Origin of the sequence: Corallincola luteus (assembly GCF_004336975.1) — a bacterium.
GTDB classification, from domain to species: domain Bacteria; phylum Pseudomonadota; class Gammaproteobacteria; order Enterobacterales; family Neiellaceae; genus Corallincola; species Corallincola holothuriorum.
In genome coordinates, this window is record NZ_SJXE01000001.1 from 1,209,238 (window position 1) to 1,227,604 (window position 18,367).

Here is an 18,367-nt window from a genome sequence, read left to right on the forward strand (position 1 = left end):
TAGACGGAGAGTTGAGTCGTGGCTGAAGCAACGCAAAATACAGAATTGATGGTTCCCGCCGCAGGCGGCGAGATGAGTAAAGACGCGCAGGTCGACAGTGGAGAGAAAAAATCTTCAGTGTTGGCCCATATTGGCAATGTCGATGTTCTGCGCCAAATTACAATTATTCTCGCCTTGGCAATCTGTTTGGCTCTTGCCGTATTTGTGCTTATTTGGGCACAAGAGCCAGAGATGCGTCCTTTACCGCAAATGGAAAGTGACGAGCTGCTGCAAACACTCGACTTCTTCGATCAAAATAAGATCACTTATAAACTTGAGCGTGATGTGTTGTCTATTCCGGCAGAGGAGTATCAGGATATCAAACTCAAGTTGGCTCGTGCCGGGCTGGAAGCAACCCCTGAGAACGGTACCGATATCTTGATGCAGGATATGGGTTTTGGTGTGAGTCAGCGACTGGAGCGAGAGCGCCTGAAGCACAGCCGTGAACAGCAGATCGCACGCACCTTAGAGGATCTGCGTAACGTTAAAAAGGCACGTGTACTGCTCGCTATTCCCCAGCAATCGGTATTTGCCCGTCGTGAGAAAAGCCCCAGTGCCACAGTCGTGCTGACTATTGGCCGCGGCTCAGCGCTGAGTCGCGAAGAGATCGACTCTGTGGTTGATATTGTTTCTTCTGCGGTCAATGGCATGGAACCGACGCGGGTGACAGTGACAGACCAGAGTGGCCGCTTACTTAATTCAGGTAGTCAAGATGCCAGCTCAGCACGTTCGCGCAAAGAGTATGATCTTGAGCGTCAGCGTGAAGCTGAGTACATGAACAAAATTGATTCTATTCTGATTCCTGTCGTCGGCTTAGGTAATTACACCGCGCAGGTCGATGTCAGTATGGATTTCACCACGGTTGAGCAAACCCAGCGCCGCTATAATCCTGACTTGCCAGCATTACGCAGTGAAATGACTGTTGAAGATAACTCTGTCGGTGGTGTTTTGGGCGGTATTCCTGGTGCATTGACTAATCAACCGCCAGTGGCCGCAGAGATCCCGGAAGAAGCGATCGGTGGTGGCCCTGCCGGTGGCGCGGCTCCAGGAAGAAGCCACCGTGAAGCCACTCGCAATTATGAATTAGATACCACCTTGAGCCATACCCGCCAGCAGGTGGGTGTGGTAAGAAGAGTCAGTGTTTCAGTGGCCGTCAACTATAAGTCAGTAGCGAATGCCGATGGTAGTGGTATTGATTTGGTGCCGCGAGCGCAGCAGGAGTTAGCCAATTTACGTCGCTTATTGCAAGGTGGAGTGGGCTTTGATGTGCAGCGTGGTGACTCGTTAGAAGTTGTCACCATCCCATTTGTTCGCTCCGATGATATGGTTGAGATTGAAGTGCCGATCATTGAACAACCGTGGTTCTGGAAAGCGATGCGACTGGTGATGGGCATCATTATTGTCTTGATCCTAGTATTGATGGTGGTTCGTCCGATGATCCGTAAGCTGACCGCTTCTGATGACGGTGTGGCTGACGAAGACAGATCGCTGCTTGAAGGTGCGGTATCCCGAGGAATTGAAGGTGGGCTGCTGGCTGCTGAAAACGAGCTAGACAGTGAAGTGAATGAAGAGCTGATCGGCAGTATTGTTGGTGGCAAAGTACAGTTGCCTGATCTACATAAAGAGGAAGATGTCCTCAAAGCAGTGCGGGCACTGGTGGCTAATGAACCGGATCTATCTGTACAGGTAGTGAAAGGCTGGCTTGAACAAGAAGCAAATAAAAAGTAAGCGCGGTTGAGGAAAGGGTAATGGCAGAAGAAAACGCAAAAGACGAAGCCGCTGGCAGCCAGGAGTTCGATGTTGATTCGATTGCTGCGTTCGATAAGGTTGCGATATTGCTATTGAGCTTAACCGAGGAAGACGCCGCGCAGATCCTCCGCCACTTAGAGCCTAAGCAGGTACAGAAAGTGGGGATGGCGATGGCAGGCATGCAGGACTTTTCGCAAGACAAAATTAGCGCGGTCCACAACCTGTTTCTCGACGATATTCAGAAGTACTCGAGCATCGGCTTAGATAGTGAAGAGTTTGTGCGTAATGCCTTAACCCAAGCATTGGGTGAAGACAAAGCCGGAAACTTGATTGATCAGATCATTATGGGTGGCGGTGCCAAAGGCCTGGATTCATTGAAATGGATGGATGCCCGTCAGGTGGCGAATATCATTCTCAATGAACACCCGCAAATTCAAACTATTGTGTTGTCCTACCTAGAGCCTGAGCAATCGGCAGAAATTCTTAACCAGTTTCCGGAAAAGGTTCGTCTTGATCTCACCATGCGTATTGCCAACCTTGAAGAGGTGCAACCGGCCGCCTTGCAAGAGTTGAATGAGATCATGGAGAAACAGTTTGCTGGTCAGTCTGGCGCGCAAGCGGCGAAAATGGGTGGCCTGAAAGCGGCTGCCAACATAATGAACTACCTCGATACCAATATTGAGGGGCAGTTGATGGATTCAATTCGTGAAAATGACGAAGAGATGGCACAACAGATCCAGGATCTGATGTTTGTGTTTGAGAATCTGGTTGATGTCGATGATCGTGGTATTCAGGCGCTGTTGCGCGAGGTGCCACAAGAGCAGCTGCTGAAAGCGCTGAAAGGTGCCGATGATACGCTGAAAAATAAAGTTTATGACAACATGTCCAAGCGTGCTGCGGAAATGCTTAAAGATGACCTTGAAGCGATGGGACCAGTGCGGATCAGTGAGGTTGAAGCGGCTCAGAAAGAGATCCTCTCCATTGCCCGTCGTCTGGCTGACTCGGGTGAAATCATGTTGGGAGGCGCTGGTGGCGGTGAAGAGTTCCTCTAATTCGGCACAGCTTGGGAGCGTAAGCGGATGAGCCAACGCTATATTAAACCTCCTCGAGAGGGAGACGATACCGTCGATCCTTGGGCAATGCCTGATGTCACCGAAGAGGTTGATTATGAAGCGCTGCCCACCAATGCATTAGGCCTTAAACCGGGCGAAAATCACGAAGTTATCGTTGAGGAAGAGGAAGAGATCCCGGTTCTGACCGCAGAAGAGCTAGAGCTTATTCGTAAAGCGGCCTATGAAGAGGGGATGTTGCAAGGCCATGAAGAGGGGCATGCAAAAGGCTATGAAGCGGGTCACAAAGAGGGTTTAGAAAAAGGTCACAGCGAAGGGCTGGTAAATGGCCAGCGAGAAGGAGAAGCGGCCGGTGCAGCAATCATCGAAGAGCGCGCGCAAGTTTGGTCGGCGTTGGCTCGGCAGTTAGAAAAACCGCTTATGCACGTGGATAGTGAAGTCGAGCAAAGCTTGGTTGGTTTAGTTGTGGAATTGGCGGAAGAGGTGATCCGCTGTGAAATTGACACGAATCCTGAAGTGATCCTAAAAGTGCTACGCGAGGCGACCCATGCCTTGCCATTGTCTGCACGAAAACTATCTATCAGTTTGAATCCCGACGACGTCGCGCTTGTAGAGCAATCGTTCACGGAAGAGATGCTCTCCGAGCGTGGTTGGCTTGTGTCGCCGGACCCAACGCTTAATCGTGGTGACTGCCAAATCACCTCTGAACAATCTTATGTTAGCGTGTCACTTAAGCAGCGGGTGAAAGAGTTAATGGAGAGGTTCCTGCATCAGAGTGTGCCCGCGGTAACGCTGGATGATGCGAAAGTGCTGGCGCCGGAAAGCGTCGGTATGGCTGACTCTCCGCGTGAGCAGAGCGAAGCTGAAATTGAACAGAGTCATGACGACAGCTTAGCTGATACACCTGCAATGCCTGAGTCGATAGAACCAAGCACTGACGATGCGGCAGAGAATGTTGCAAGCGCAGCGCAGGTCGACGAACCGTCTGCTGAACAACTGCCAGCAGATGAGGATGACAGTGATGCACAACCTCAGAAATAGCGCTGCGCTGGTTTCTCAGTTCAATCACTACCGTAAATCTATTCGAGTGCCTAAACCGGTCGTGTCTGGCATGTTGACCCGTGTGGTTGGGCTCACCTTTGAAGCGGTGGGCTGCCGAGCGCCAATTGGTAGTCGTTGTAAAGTTGAAACCCTGGAAGGGGAGATCGAAGCCGAAGTGGTTGGCTTTGCTGGTGAGATCCTTTATTTGATGCCCAGTGGCGAAGTTAAAGGGGTGGTGCCTGGTGCCAAGGTGACTCCGACTTCTAGCGAGTATGGTATTCCCGTCGGGATGGAGCTATTAGGACGTGTGGTTGATGGCAATGGTCATCCCATTGACGGTCGTGGTCCCCTGATCACCAATGAACGCGCCTCAGTAAAAGCTGAACCAATTAATCCGATGTTACGCCGCTCTATAGAGAAGCCTCTGGATGTTGGTGTGACGGCAATTAATAGCGCGCTGACGATAGGTGAAGGGCAGCGTATGGGTCTATTTGCTGGTTCCGGGGTGGGTAAAAGTGTCTTGTTAGGGATGATGACCCGCGGTACCACCGCAGATGTCATTGTCGTCGGTCTGATTGGTGAGCGTGGTCGAGAAGTTAAAGAATTTATTGACGATATTTTGGGCGATGAGGGACGACGCCGCGCCGTCGTCGTTGCAGCTCCGGCTGATGCTTCGCCATTGATGCGTCTCAAAGGTTGTGAAACGGCGGTCTCTATTGCCGAGTATTTCCGCGATCAAGGGCTCAATGTTTTGTTGTTAATGGATTCATTGACCCGTTTTGCCCAAGCACAACGGGAGATCGCTCTGGCGGTTGGTGAGCCGCCTGCCACCAAAGGCTACCCGCCATCAGTGTTTGCCAAGTTACCTCAGCTGGTGGAGCGTGCCGGGAATGGTGGCGAAGGGCAAGGCTCTATTACTGCCTTTTACACCGTGCTGGTGGAAGGGGATGATTTGCAAGATCCTATCGCCGATGCCGCTCGAGCGATTCTTGACGGTCACATCGTGTTGTCCCGTGAGCTGGCTGACGAAGGACATTATCCTGCGATTGATATTGAGAAGTCGATCAGCCGGGTGATGCCAATGGTCACAAGTGAACAGCACCAGCTACTGGCGCGCCGCCTGAAGCAGATCTATGCCACTTATCAACGTAACCGCGATCTCATCTCTATTGGTGCCTATGCCCGTGGTAGTGATCCCGAAGTTGATCTGTCGATCAAAATGATGCCTGTGATAAATGACTTCTTACAGCAGGGCATGAAAGATACCAAACCTTATGATGGCTGCCTGCAAGCACTGCAGCAGGTGTTAATGCAGAGCGTGCAGCAGAGCCAACAAAATGCCGCGCAAGGCATGCCACCGCAACAAGGCATGATGTAACCACTAGGAGAGCGAGATGGCGAAGATAGAGCAGCTCTTGTTGGTGGCTAAACTAGCCGAGGAGGAGGAGCAACAAGCGGCTAGATTATTGAAGCAAGCGGCAGATCGTGTGATGGCAGAAGAGCAGCAGGAGACACTATTGCAACAGTATCGCTTTGATTATCTGCATCAGCTTAGGTCGCGTGGCAATGGCGGCATGGGCTCGGCAGTTTATATCCAATTCCAGCAGTTTTTAGAACGATTGGATGGTGTGATCGTGGGGCAGCAACAAAAGATCTCCGAAGCAAGACGAGCGCAAATAGAGCGCAAAGCGCAATGGGATCGCAGCCGACAAAAACGTAACGCTATCGATCTGTTGATCGAAAAAAGCAAAGCGGCCAAGGCATTGAAAGAGAGCCGCCTAGAGCAGAAACAAGCCGATGAGTTCTCTTCACAACAGCTTGTGCGGCGTCTGATGAGCGCCCGTAATAGCTAAGTGCTCCATTTTTTCGTTTTGGAATGAGATTTGCTTAGTACTTGTATCTGGATAAATAGAATGGCAAAAGCGGCAATAATTGCCGTACCTAAGAGGTGAGCATGGCTTCGGTGCAGATGACTAATGGGCTGAGTGAGCAAGAAGCGGGTCTGTTTGGTGGTCTTTTCTCTGCGCAAGTGGAGGGGGACGGCGATGGCGCGCAATTCTCTGATACCTTGCAGCAAACCCTTGCCGCCTTCAATCAAGCGATGGCTGAGGGCGAAGAGATCAGTGCCGATTGGCTGGAGTCATTGCAACAGCAACTGGGTGATGAAGGTGATTTGAATGCCTTGCTGGCAAAGCTGGGTTTGAGTTTACCTAGCGATGAAAGTGGGCAGATCGAGCCTGATGTTAAACAGATGTTGGTCAAGCCCGACAACAGTATTGATTTAGCACCGGAGTCTGAACCTGTCACCGATGAAAATGGTAACGTGCTGGTAGAGTTCGCATCTGAGCTGCCTACTGCGCCTGACTCCCCTGATAACATGTTGGACCTTCTCGCTTGGTCAGAGAAAACATTACAGCCGCGAGTGACTGAAGCGGATGTTGTTGCTGAGGTGGTTGATAATTCGTTGGTGGCTGACGAAGAGCCGCTGTTCAGTAGTACAACTAAGGTAATAGAGGCTCCTCCCGGAGAAGATAGCCTATTAGAGAACAGCGATGAGCTGATAAAGACCTCAGTCAATGTTGATTGGGCTATGGCAGAAGCTTCAGATCCTAATTTGGATCAAGAGACTGCTGGTAGGGTCACTTCGGATCTAACGCTTGATGCGACGCTGCAAAGTAAAGACGGCGAGGTTGAAGTTGATGAGCCGACAGCTAACACTCTTAGCCATGGTGGTGGCTTCTTAGCCCCTGAGCAGCCTGATGAGCAGGTGAGTGTGACTCCGCTTGCTGCGGCTCAGACAGCTGCAACCGTTAATGCAACGAACGGTAATCCAGCGACAGCTTTTAGCGATACAGCGTTCAATCAACTGCACGCAAAAGCAAATAAGGGGACACCCGCCGGGTTGACCGCTTCAATTGCAACCGATGCCAGTAGCGAAAGCGTAGAAGAATCTAAGCAGGCACTGTTTGAAGCCCTAAGTAGTGGCAGTGATGACGCCGCTTTAGATGGTGAAGCTGAGCAGGCGCTGGCACCGATAGCCAAAGCGGTAGCGAATAGTGAGTTGGGTGCCAGAGCTGCGGAGCCGCTTGTTTCCGCGATTGCTTCAACCCCAACGGCGACGGGGGCTGAACGTATTGATTTTGGAATGACGCCTCAGCATCAGCAAACAAGCCAACAAACGCCGGTACAGCAAGCACGCGCCGACATTCAAACCTTGCTGCAACAGGCGGTAGATATTCGCCAGCAGGAGCAGGCAGCCGGACAGCTGCGTGAACGTATGATGTTGATGGTGGCTGGTGGCTTGAACCGCGCAGAAATTCGCCTTGATCCGCCAGAGTTAGGCTCGATGATGGTAAGAGTTCAGGTGCAAAATGAGCAGGCTCAGGTGCAGATTGTGACGCAAAACCAGCAAGCGAAAGAGATGCTAGAGCAAACCTTGCCTAGACTCAGGGAATTGTTGCAGCAGCAGGGGATTGCATTGGGTGATACTGAAGTATCGCAGCAACAAAGTCAGCAACAGCAGATGGAAGATTCGGAGTCGGATCCTGCATTAGCTTGGGAGCAAGCACAGGATGAGATGCTTGAAGCCGAAATTGATATCCCTGTGATCCAGCGCCAGATTGCGCAGGGTAGGGTTGATTACTTCGCTTGAGCCGATAGGAGCGCCTGCAAAAATATGTTAGCTTTTCGCAGGTTATATCCCTCATAAATTACGCTGAAAAAACGAACGATTATGGCTGAAGATCTGGAATTAGAGCTCGACGATAGTGAAGGTAAAAAGAAGCCGGTGATGCTGATCATCATCGCTGTGGTGGTTGTCCTCCTTGGCGCTGGTGCAGCGTTCTACTTTTTGTCTGGTGGTGATGATGCGCAGCCAGTGGCGGATGAGAGTGCACCGGCGGCAGAAGGAGCCCAGCCTGCGGCCAGTGGTGAAGACGCAACGACAGGTAATGCGCTCTATGTTGCATTGCCTAGACCGTTTGTTTTTAACGTGCCGGGGCAAGGGCGAGACCGCCTGGTACAGATAAAAGTGCAACTTTTGGTACGTGGTGGCAATAACGAATCGTTAGCAAAAAAACATATTCCGATGATTGAAGGCACCTTGTTAAAAACCTTTTCAGGCGCCAACGCAGACGAATTGTCCACGCTGGAAGGAAAAGAGCGTCTCCGCGAGCAGGCATTGACTGACATTAAGTCTGCTCTGCAGGGATTGGAAGGTACGGAAGTGGTGGAACAAGTGTTATTCACCGGCTTCGTGATGCAGTGAGCATAGTCCTATGGCGGTAAGCGATCTTTTATCACAAGACGAAATTGATGCGCTGTTACATGGTGTTGATGACGTCGAAGAGGATGAGGCCAGTGATGGTGGCGGCGACGGTGCTGCTCAATATGACTTCTCTTCTCAAGACCGAATTGTTCGGGGTCGTATGCCGACCCTGGAGATCGTTAATGAACGCTTTGCCCGCCATATGCGGATCAGCTTATTCAATATGATGCGCCGCACCGCTGAGGTGTCGATCAACGGCGTACAGATGATTAAGTTTGGTGAATATGTACACACTCTATTTGTACCTACATCACTTAACATGGTGCGTTTTCGTCCATTGAAAGGTACCGGGCTTATCACCATGGAAGCCAGATTGGTCTTCATCTTGGTGGATAACTTTTTTGGTGGTGATGGTCGTTATCACGCCAAGATCGAAGGTCGTGAATTTACGCCGACCGAGCGCCGTATTATTCAGATGCTGCTGAAGATTATCTTTGAGGATTATCGCGAAGCTTGGGCGCCGGTGATGGACAGTGAATTCGAATATCTCGATTCAGAAGTTAACCCCGCCATGGCGAATATTGTCAGTCCAACTGAAGTGATTGTGGTGAGCTCATTCCATATCGAACTGGATGGTGGTGGTGGTGATTTCCACATCGCTTTGCCCTATTCGATGCTTGAGCCTATTCGTGAACTGCTTGATGCCGGTGTACAGAGTGATAAAGAAGACACTGACATGCGTTGGTCTAAGGCGTTGCGTGATGAGATCATGGACGTGCCGGTGGGTCTTCATGCAATGTTATTGGATAAGGTTTTAAGTTTAAAAGAGATTATGGAGCTCAAGGTGGGCGATGTGATCCCGGTGGAGATGCCGGAGCATGCCACCGTGTATGTCGAAGAGCTACCGACTTATCGCGCCAAGTTAGGCCGATCCAGAGACAATTTAGCGCTTAAAATCGCCGAAAAGATTAAACGTCCTGAATCTGTGAAGTCAGATCTGGAGATGGTCACCCGACAAGGCGTTCGCATTGATAGCGAAGCCGAATTAGAAGAACTCGAACGAACCATAGGGGAGCCCTGATGAGTGATGATAATGAAGATATCCCTGATGATTGGGCTGCGGCTTTTGCTGAGCAAGAAGCAGCCGAAGCAGGTCTGGTAGAAGACGTAGCGGCGACGACTGAAGTCGCGGAATTTGAGGAGCTGGAAGAGGAAGAAACCTCTCTCACTGCTGAAGAGAAGCGCCGCCTGGATACCATTCTGGATATTCCTGTTACCATTTCGATGGAAGTGGGGCGTAGTCAGATAAGCATTCGTAACCTATTGCAGTTAAATCAGGGATCGGTGGTTGAGCTGGATCGTGTGGCCGGTGAGCCTCTGGATGTATTGGTCAATGGAACCCTCATCGCTCATGGTGAGGTGGTGGTGGTGAATGACAAATTTGGTATCCGTCTAACGGATGTGATTAGTCAAACTGAGCGGATCAAGAAACTCAAGTGAGTATCGCTAATTTGCTGTTATTTTCAGCGCCTGTCGTCGCACAACCCAGTGCTGGTGGCGGCGTTGCTACGTCACAACTGCTCTCCCTGTTGTTTTCTCTGATCACTGTTTTAGCCATTATTCTTATTTTGGCTTGGCTACTGCGCCGATTTAATATTGGTGCCGGTGGTGGCCGTGGTGCAATGAAAGTTGTTGCCACCTTAGCGCTGGGTCGCAACGAACGGGTTGTATTGGTCTCTTTAGGTGATAAGCAACTCCTGCTCGGTGTCACCGGACAACAGATAAACCTGTTGCATACCTTTGACGAGCCTATATCGCTGGACACCGCCGACTCTGCACAGGCGATGCCGTTGCTGTTTCAGGAAAAGCTTCGTGGATTTTTGAATAAGACGGAAAAATCATGATAAGGACGCTCATTCTCACCAGTTTAGTGTTGTTGGCGCCTAACGTTTTCGCCGCGGATCCTATTGGCACCGCGCTGCCCGCCGTGACTGTGACTACGGGGGCAGACGGCTCACAAAGTTATTCGGTGACGCTGCAGATCCTCGCGTTAATGACCATGCTGACTTTCTTGCCAGCGATTGTCATTATGATGACCTCTTTTACCCGCATTACCGTGGTGCTAGCTATTCTTAGACAAGCGATGGGGTTGCAGCAAACGCCTTCGAATCAGGTCATTGTTGGTATCTCACTGTTTTTATCATTTTTTATCATGTCACCTGTGCTCAATCAGGTGTATGACAATGCTGTTGAGCCCTACATGAATGAAAGGTTGGCAATGAATGACGCGTTCACTCAGGCCAAGATGCCATTTCGTGAATTTATGTTGGGACAAACTCGGGTTAAAGATCTGGAAACTTTTGTTGAGATCGCTGGCCTTCAAGATCAGGTGACTGCACCGGAAGATGTACCGATGACGGTGCTAATCCCAGCATTCATTACCAGTGAGTTGAAAACGGCATTTCAGATCGGTTTTATGCTATTCATTCCGTTTTTGATTATCGATTTGGTGGTTGCCAGCGTTTTGATGGCGATGGGTATGATGATGCTGTCGCCGATGATTGTTTCTCTACCGTTTAAACTGATGTTGTTTGTGTTAGTGGATGGATGGAACCTAGTGATGGGCACGTTAGCGACCAGTTTCGGTCTCTAGGAGGTACCTCATGAGCCCAGAAATGTTTGTCGACATCTTCCGTGATGCACTGTTTGTGGTGTTGACCATGGTCGCTGCGATTATTTTACCCTCTTTGGGTATTGGTTTAGTGGTGGCGGTATTTCAGGCCGCGACGTCGATTAATGAACAAACCCTTAGCTTTTTACCCCGCCTGATTGTCACTCTGTTGACGTTGATGTTTCTCGCCAATTGGCTGGTTCGCGTATTGATGGATTTCACCATTAATATGATTAAAGAGATCCCCATGGTTATTGGCTGATGGAATTTCCCATGTCGATCATCATGGAAACCATGGCCAGTTATCTTTGGCCATTGGTGCGTATATCCTCCATGTTGATGGTGATGGTTGCGCTTGGCACGCAAAATGTGTCGACACGCATCCGTTTAGGTTTGTCTGTTGCTGTGACACTGGCCGCCGTGCCCGCGTTGCCGGCCCCTCCACCGATTGATCCATTTTCTATTCAAGGTGCTCTGGTTACCATGCATCAGGTGATCATTGGTACCTTAACAGGCTTCATCTCGGTGCTAGCGCTGCATACATTTGTGGTCGCCGGTCAGGTGGTGGGGATGCAAACTAGTTTGGGGTTTGCTTCGCTGGTTGATCCTAGTAACGGTCAATCAGTGCCGGTTATTGGTCAGTTTTACCTGATGCTGGCAACATTGCTGTTTTTTGCCATCGATGGCCACCTGTTGATGATCCGCATCATCATTGAAAGCTTCCACACCTTGCCGGTCGGCGCGAATGGTATTGAGGCGCCTCAGTTTGATGCGGTGGCTCGCTGGATGAGTTGGGTATTTGCCGGTGGCTTAGCTTTGGCGTTGAGTGCGCTGGTCGCGCTGTTATTGATTAACTTCTCATTTGGTGTCATGACTCGGGCGGCACCACAGTTGAATATTTTCACCATCGGCTTTCCCGTTACTATGTTGTCAGGGTTGCTTATTATCTGGCTTACCTTGGGTAACTTCGTTGGCCACTTTGAAGCGCAATGGTACCGGGGCGTCGCCCTGATGTGCCAAGTGCTTAATGATCCGTGTTAGAGGCGTCGTATGGCTGAAGATACCGATCAGGAACGTACAGAAGACCCCACACCCCGACGATTACAACAGGCACGAGAAAAAGGCCAGGTTGCTCGCTCTAAGGAGCTTAATACCGCTGCGGTATTGCTGGCATCGGCATTTGGCATGATGATCTTTGGCCAATCGCTGGCCGAAACGCTCGCTAAGGTTATGAAGCGTCTGTTTACGTTGAACCGTGATGAGAGCCACGACGTTAACCAGATGATGAGTGCCTGGCCCGATGCGCTGATGCAACTGCTCTTTCCCATGGGGGGCTTTATTGCCATGTTGTTCGTGGCAACGCTGGCTGGCTCCATTTTGATGGGGGGGATCACCTTTAGTAGTCAAGCGATGGCTCCCAAGTTGAGTAAGATGTCGCCGGCCAAAGGCTTTAAGCGGATGTTTGGGGTGCAAGCGCTGGTGGAGCTGCTGAAGGCGGTGGCGAAATTTGCATTTATTGCCCTGTTTGCATTCTTATTGCTGTCGTTTAAATTCGAAGAGATCCTGCATATCAGTGTCGAGTCTTTTCCTGGCAACATCGCCCATGCTGTAGAGCTGCTGCTGTTCATGTTTATCATTCTCTGTCTTTCGCTACTGTTTATTGTCGCGATCGATGTGCCGTTTCAGATCTGGAATCACACCAAACAGCTGCGCATGACCAAGCAAGAGGTGCGCGATGAGATGAAAGATGTAGAAGGGCGTCCGGAAGTGAAGGGGCGCGTTCGTCAGATGCAGCGAGAAATTGCTCAACGCCGAATGATGGGTGATGTGCCGAAAGCGGATGTCGTGGTGACTAACCCGACGCACTATTCCGTGGCTTTGAAGTATGATGTGAATGGCGTCAGCGCACCGCGAGTTATCGCAAAAGGTAATGACGAGGTGGCGATGAAGATCCGTGAGATTGCCCGTGAAAAAGAGGTGCCAATAATGGTGGCACCGCCATTGGCTCGGGCAATTTACTACACCACGAAGCTGGGCAAGGAGATCCCGGACGGTCTGTTCGTTGCGGTTGCCCAAGTGCTCGCTTATGTATACCAGTTAAATGAGTACAAGAAGGGCACCGGGAAAAAGCCTACGCCTCTGCCAAAAGAGTTACCTATCCCGGATGAACTAAAGCATTAATGTCGGTCATTCTATTCACCGCTTAATACGCTTTTTCGCCTCCGTGCTGTTTTATTCCTCTTCTATTCTAGCGCTCATCTCTTAATTGACTTAGTGCTGGCCTGACTCTTGCAGAATCAGTCCTAGAGTCAATTTTGTGTCGCAGTGAGTTATGGATCTTAAAGCAACATTAGGCAGTCTGGATTTTCAACGGGTACGTCAGATCCAAGGGATCGGGGCGCCGATTATTGTATTGGCAGCGTTGGCCATGGTTGTGTTGCCGATGCCTGCACTGCTGCTGGATATGCTGTTCTCATTCAATATTGCGCTGGCGTTGGTGGTCTTATTAGTCACCATCTATACGCTGCGGCCGTTAGAGTTCGCCGCTTTCCCTACCGTACTTCTGGTAACTACTTTACTGCGTTTGGCGTTGAACGTTGCTTCAACACGAGTGGTGTTATTGCGTGGTCATGAAGGCCCTGACGCCGCGGGTAATGTGATTGAGGCGTTTGGCTCTGTGGTGATTGGTGGCAACTACGCCGTCGGCCTGGTGGTGTTTGCCATTCTGGTTATTATTAACTTTGTAGTAGTTACTAAAGGCGCAGGGCGTATTTCTGAAGTAAGCGCGCGCTTTACTTTGGATGCGATGCCCGGCAAACAGATGGCTATTGATGCCGACCTGAATGCCGGTTTAATCAGCCAGGATCAGGCAAGAACTCGACGGGATGACATTGCCCGTGAAGCAGACTTTTATGGCTCGATGGATGGTGCCAGTAAGTTCGTTAAAGGTGATGCTGTCGCCGGTATTCTTATTCTATTTATTAACGTGATCGGCGGTTTTATCATCGGTATGGTGCAGCATGATCTGGCGTTTTCTGAAGCGCTAGAGATCTACACCCTACTGACTATCGGTGACGGTTTGGTGGCGCAGATCCCTGGGCTGCTCCTCTCTATCGGTGCCGCCATTATGGTGACACGTCAAAGCGCCTCGGCTGACATGGGGCAGCAAGTGTTGTCACAGATGTTTGATAACCCGAAAGCGCTGATTATCTCCGCTGGCTTACTGTTCCTGATGGGCATTGTACCGGGCATGCCCCACCTGGCTTTCTTAACGCTGGCGTTTGCTGCGGGCGGTATGGCTTACCTGATGCACCGTCGCCGGGCCGCTGCAGCACTTGCGGAAGCCGAGGCGGCAGCCAAAGCTGCCAGCCCAGAACAGCAGGCGGCTGCCGCCGCGGCAGCGCCGAAAGAGTTGGGTTGGGATGATGTTCGCCCAGTGGATATCATTGGTCTGGAAGTGGGTTATCGTCTCATTCCGCTGGTTGATAAAGGCCAAGGTGGTGAGTTACTTAATCGTATTAAGGGCGTGCGTCGTAAGTTGAGTCAAGAACTTGGCTTCCTCGTGCCCGCTGTGCATATTCGGGATAATTTAGATCTGCCACCAAATACTTATCGCGTGTCATTGATGGGCGTTTCTGTCGGGGAAGCGGAGATCCGTCATGATTGCGAGATGGCCATCAATCCAGGGCAAGTGTTTGGTCGTGTCGATGGTATCGACACAAAAGATCCGGCCTTTGGCCTAGAAGCAACCTGGATCTCACCTGATCAGCGTGAACATGCCCAAACACTCGGATATACCGTGGTTGACGCGGCAACGGTTGTCGCCACACATCTGTCACAAGTGTTGACCAACAATGCCGCAAGCTTACTGGGTCACGAAGAGGTGCAGAATCTATTGGATATTCTCGCGAAAAACTATCCGAAGCTGGTTGAAGGTTTGGTACCTGAAATGTTGCCGTTAGGCCATATCGCCAAGGTACTGCAAAACCTGCTGAATGAAGGTGTGCCCGTGCGAGATATGCGTAGCATCATCCAGACGTTAAAAGAGTACGCGATGAAGAGTCAAGATCCTGACGTCCTGACTGCGGCTTGTCGAATCTCTCTTCGTCGGATGATCTGCCAAGAAATCAATGGGATAGACGAAGAAATGCCAGTTATCACATTGGCGCCAGAGTTGGAACAGATGTTGCACCAGTCTATGCAGGCCGCCGGAAATGAAGGTGCAGGTATTGAACCTGGGTTGGCCGAGCGGATGCAGGGGGCTTTGATTGAATCAGCCCAGCAGCAAGAATTGGCAGGGCAACCAGCCATCTTACTGACCTCAGGGATCCTTCGCTCAACGCTATCGCGTTTTGTGAAGAATACAATTCCTAGCCTGCGAGTGCTGTCGTATCAGGAGATACCTGACGACAAGCAGATAAAGATTATCTCGTCTATCGGACAGTAGAAGTTGCCTGGCAACGGAGAGTAGGACATGAAGATTAAGCGTTTTTTTGCCAAAGATATGCGCACAGCATTAAACGAAGTTAAAGCAACCTTGGGTGCGGATGCTGTCATCATGTCCAATAAGAAAGTGACCGGTGGTATTGAAATTGTTGCTGCCGTTGATTACGACGCCGCGAAAAAGAAAACTGAAAAAGCAGCGCCGGCGGCAAGCATGGAAGGTGAGCCATCATTCGCCAGCTTACGAAACAAATTGAATCAGGTCGCTCGTCAGCAACCGCCAAAGCCAATTGCTGAAGCGCGTATTCATAAGAAGATGCCAGAACAGGAGCCTGTAGCGGATTCCCTCCAGGCACTGTTATCTCGTCAGAACAAGTCAGCCATGTCGCCAGAGGCATTATCGTCAGCTGATGAGTCAATGCCGCCTATGGGTGCTTCTGCACAACGGCCATTGGCTTCGAGACAAGCGCCGCAGCCCATCGGTCAACGTAACGAATTTGAACGTTCTGCAGCGGCGGCTTCATTGCGACCTCAGTCGCCTTCTCGTGGCAGCAATAATAGTGACATGGAGCAGATGAAAGCTGAGATGGCGCAGCTGCGTAAACTTCTAGAACACCAACTGTCTGGGTTGATGTGGCAAGAAGTTGAGCGTAGAGAGCCAATGCGTGCCATGCTGGTTAAACAGCTTAAAAGCATGGGGTTTGCTGATGAACTGGCAGACCAACTGGCCTGCTATATTCCCGAAGATATGGCCGGGCATGAAGCATGGCCTAAAGTTCAACAGCTGGTCGCCGACCAATTATTGACTAATAATGATGAAATCATGCGTGACGGCGGTATTGTTGCCCTGTTGGGACCAACAGGGGTTGGTAAGACCACGACTATCGCCAAAATCGCTGCGCGTTATGCGATGCAATATGGTGTGGATCAGGTGGCGTTAGTTACAACAGATACCTACCGTATCGGTGCTCATGAGCAGCTGTCGACTTACGGTCGTATTCTTGGTTGTCCGGTAAAAGTCGCGAAAGACGCTGATGAGTTAGCAAATGTATTACACCAGTTGCGTCATCGCTCATTGGTATTAATAGATACCGCGGGAATGGGACAGCGTGATACTCGTTTGACAGAACAGTTGCAGACATTGATGAGTAATAGTGAGCATCAGATTAAGAACTATTTGGTGTTATCGGCAACGGCTCAGCGACAAGTATTACAAGAAGCCGTTTCTCACTTCCGTCGCATACCGCTGGCAGGTTGTATTTTCACCAAACTTGATGAGTGTTTGAGTTTAGGGGAAATTCTAAGTGTTACAATTCAAAACGCTTTGCCAATCGGGTATCTTACCGATGGACAAAGGGTTCCAGAAGATATTCAGGTCGCAGATCCTGCATATCTTGTGACGAAAGCAACAGAGCTGATGGAAAGTAATAGCCAGGGTGAGGGTTATCTCTGGACAACCGATGCATTCAGTGAGATGAATTCTGAATTATATGATTAATGAGTTTTCCGACCAGGCGAGTGGTTTAAGAAAAATGAAGCGCGCTCAGATGGTAAAAGTAATTGCCGTCACCGGTGGTAAAGGTGGCGTAGGCAAAACGAATGTGTCGATCAATACCGCAGTGGCCATGGCCGAACAGGGAAAGCGGGTATTGGTGCTGGATGCCGATTTAGGCTTGGGTAACGTAGATGTGATGCTAGGCCTGCGGGTGCAGCATAATCTATCCCATGTGCTTTCTGGTGAAGTCGATTTGGATGACATCCTGTTGGATGGTCCCAAAGGTATCAAGATCGTTCCAGCCTCTTCTGGCACACAATCAATGGTTGAATTGTCGCCAACGCAACATGCTGGACTGATCCGCGCGTTTAGCGAATTGCGGACGGAGTTTGATGTCCTGCTTGTTGATACTGCGGCAGGTATCTCTGAGATGGTGTTGAGTTTTTCTCGCGCAGCTCAGGATGTCATGGTGGTGGTTTGTGATGAACCCACTTCAATTACCGACGCCTATGCGTTGATCAAGCTATTAAGCCGCGAACACGGCGTGTTCCGTTTTAAGATTGTCGCCAATATGGTGAGAAGCTTGCGGGAAGGTCAGGAGTTGTTTGCTAAACTTACGCGAGTCACGGATCGTTTTCTCGATGTCGCATTAGAGTTGGTTGCGACCATTCCTTTTGACGAAAACGTGCGTAAAGCGGTACGTAAGCAACAAGTGGTAGCTGATGCGTTTCCAAAATCTGCTGCATCTATTGCTTTTAGAACCTTGGCAGCCAAGGCTGTGAATTGGCCGATTCCATCACAACCGACAGGCCACTTAGAGTTTTTTATTGAACAATTGCTACAGAACCCTGAATTAATCGAAGAATAAACGCGTGAATAAAGCCGCGGCCTATATCGCAGAGCAGCGCCAAACGATTGTTGAGCAACACGCTGGTTTGGTAAAGCGTATCGCGCACCACCTCAAAGGGCGTTTGCCAGCTAATGTACAGCTGGATGATTTGATCCAATCGGGCATGATAGGTTTGCTGGAAGCCAGCAAAAACTATGATGGCACCAAAGGCGCTAGCTTTGAAACCTTTGCCGGGATCCGCATTCGTGGAGCCATGCTCGATGAGATCCGTAAGGGTGATTGGGCCCCTCGTTCCGTCCACCGTAACAGTCGGCGTGTTGCTGATGCCATCACTAGCTTGGAGCAAGAGCTCGGTCGTGATGCATTGGACACAGAAATCGCTCAAAAACTTGATATCACGGTGCAGGACTACCATCATATTCTTAACGAAGTAAGTACAGGGAAGATCATAGGCTTAGAAGATCTCGGTGTATCCGATGATGTGATAAGCGGAGATCAGGATACGACAAGAAGTCTGCCTTTTGATGGCATAGAATCAGAGCGTTTTCAAAGCGCTCTTGTGACCGCCATCAAAAGCCTACCAGAGCGGGAAGCGCTGGTGTTATCGCTCTACTATGATGAAGAGCTAAATCTGCGAGAAATTGGGGAGGTACTGGACGTGAGTGAATCACGTATCAGTCAAATTCACTCGCAGGCGATGCATCGGCTTAAAGCCAGAATGAAACATTGGACTAGCTGACCA

18 protein-coding genes are annotated in these 18,367 nt (G+C 50.2%); all 18 read left to right on the plus strand.

Annotated elements, in window-relative coordinates; translation table 11 throughout:
* Positions 1-18: 18 nt before the first annotated feature.
* The 18 genes from fliF (at position 19) to EZV61_RS05415 (ending at position 18,364) form a co-directional block, all read left to right on the plus strand.
* Positions 19-1,767 carry a flagellar basal-body MS-ring/collar protein FliF gene (fliF, locus tag EZV61_RS05330; RefSeq protein ID WP_130567890.1) on the plus strand — a complete coding sequence of 583 codons (1,749 nt, stop codon included), beginning with the start codon at positions 19-21 and terminating at the stop codon, positions 1,765-1,767.
* Positions 1,768-1,787: 20 nt separating this feature from the next.
* Positions 1,788-2,840, plus strand: coding sequence for a flagellar motor switch protein FliG (fliG, locus tag EZV61_RS05335; RefSeq protein ID WP_114339760.1), 1,053 nt, complete (start codon positions 1,788-1,790; stop codon positions 2,838-2,840).
* A 27-nt stretch (positions 2,841-2,867) separates the two neighbouring features.
* Positions 2,868-3,899, plus strand: a complete 1,032-nt coding sequence (fliH, locus tag EZV61_RS05340; RefSeq protein WP_131414555.1) for a flagellar assembly protein FliH — start codon at positions 2,868-2,870, stop codon at positions 3,897-3,899.
* The gene (fliI, locus tag EZV61_RS05345; protein WP_130567936.1) at positions 3,880-5,277 is read left to right on the plus strand and encodes a flagellar protein export ATPase FliI; all 1,398 of its coding nucleotides are present in this window, start codon (positions 3,880-3,882) and stop codon (positions 5,275-5,277) included. Before fliH ends, fliI begins: the two co-directional genes overlap by 20 nt.
* A gap of 16 nt (positions 5,278-5,293) precedes the next feature.
* Positions 5,294-5,752 carry a flagellar export protein FliJ gene (gene fliJ / locus EZV61_RS05350; protein ID WP_114339758.1) on the plus strand — a complete coding sequence of 153 codons (459 nt, stop codon included), beginning with the start codon at positions 5,294-5,296 and terminating at the stop codon, positions 5,750-5,752.
* A gap of 101 nt (positions 5,753-5,853) precedes the next feature.
* Positions 5,854-7,551: a flagellar hook-length control protein FliK gene (locus EZV61_RS05355; protein ID WP_131414556.1), complete on the plus strand. Its 1,698-nt coding sequence runs from the start codon at positions 5,854-5,856 to the stop codon at positions 7,549-7,551.
* 81 nt (positions 7,552-7,632) lie between these two features.
* Complete coding sequence (fliL, locus tag EZV61_RS05360; RefSeq protein WP_130567887.1) at positions 7,633-8,166, plus strand: flagellar basal body-associated protein FliL; 534 nt, start codon at positions 7,633-7,635, stop codon at positions 8,164-8,166.
* A 10-nt stretch (positions 8,167-8,176) separates the two neighbouring features.
* Positions 8,177-9,247 (plus strand): flagellar motor switch protein FliM, encoded by a 1,071-nt coding sequence (fliM, locus tag EZV61_RS05365; protein WP_114339755.1) that lies wholly within the window; start codon positions 8,177-8,179, stop codon positions 9,245-9,247.
* The gene (fliN, locus tag EZV61_RS05370; RefSeq protein ID WP_114339754.1) at positions 9,247-9,666 is read left to right on the plus strand and encodes a flagellar motor switch protein FliN; all 420 of its coding nucleotides are present in this window, start codon (positions 9,247-9,249) and stop codon (positions 9,664-9,666) included. The genes fliM and fliN overlap by 1 nt, the downstream gene beginning before the upstream one ends.
* A complete protein-coding gene (gene fliO / locus EZV61_RS05375) occupies positions 9,663-10,070 on the plus strand; it encodes a flagellar biosynthetic protein FliO (protein ID WP_131414557.1) in 408 nt (135 codons plus the stop codon). The genes fliN and fliO overlap by 4 nt, the downstream gene beginning before the upstream one ends.
* Entirely contained in the window at positions 10,067-10,819 is a 753-nt protein-coding gene (gene fliP, locus EZV61_RS05380) for a flagellar type III secretion system pore protein FliP (RefSeq protein WP_114339752.1), read from the plus strand. Before fliO ends, fliP begins: the two co-directional genes overlap by 4 nt.
* Before the next feature lie 10 nt (positions 10,820-10,829).
* Positions 10,830-11,099, plus strand: a complete 270-nt coding sequence (gene fliQ, locus EZV61_RS05385; protein WP_114339751.1) for a flagellar biosynthesis protein FliQ — start codon at positions 10,830-10,832, stop codon at positions 11,097-11,099.
* A gap of 11 nt (positions 11,100-11,110) precedes the next feature.
* Positions 11,111-11,878, plus strand: a complete 768-nt coding sequence (gene fliR, locus EZV61_RS05390; protein ID WP_233496541.1) for a flagellar biosynthetic protein FliR — start codon at positions 11,111-11,113, stop codon at positions 11,876-11,878.
* 9 nt (positions 11,879-11,887) lie between these two features.
* Positions 11,888-13,018 carry a flagellar biosynthesis protein FlhB gene (flhB, locus tag EZV61_RS05395; protein ID WP_114339749.1) on the plus strand — a complete coding sequence of 377 codons (1,131 nt, stop codon included), beginning with the start codon at positions 11,888-11,890 and terminating at the stop codon, positions 13,016-13,018.
* 151 nt (positions 13,019-13,169) lie between these two features.
* The gene (gene flhA, locus EZV61_RS05400) at positions 13,170-15,284 is read left to right on the plus strand and encodes a flagellar biosynthesis protein FlhA (protein WP_114339748.1); all 2,115 of its coding nucleotides are present in this window, start codon (positions 13,170-13,172) and stop codon (positions 15,282-15,284) included.
* Between the two features lie 27 nt (positions 15,285-15,311).
* Positions 15,312-16,778, plus strand: coding sequence for a flagellar biosynthesis GTPase FlhF (gene flhF / locus EZV61_RS05405; RefSeq protein WP_131414558.1), 1,467 nt, complete (start codon positions 15,312-15,314; stop codon positions 16,776-16,778).
* Positions 16,771-17,643, plus strand: a complete 873-nt coding sequence (locus EZV61_RS05410) for a MinD/ParA family ATP-binding protein (protein WP_114339746.1) — start codon at positions 16,771-16,773, stop codon at positions 17,641-17,643. Before flhF ends, EZV61_RS05410 begins: the two co-directional genes overlap by 8 nt.
* A 4-nt stretch (positions 17,644-17,647) precedes the next feature.
* On the plus strand, positions 17,648-18,364 hold the full coding sequence (locus tag EZV61_RS05415) for an RNA polymerase sigma factor FliA (RefSeq protein WP_114339745.1): 717 nt from the start codon (positions 17,648-17,650) through the stop codon (positions 18,362-18,364).
* Positions 18,365-18,367: the final 3 nt, after the last annotated feature.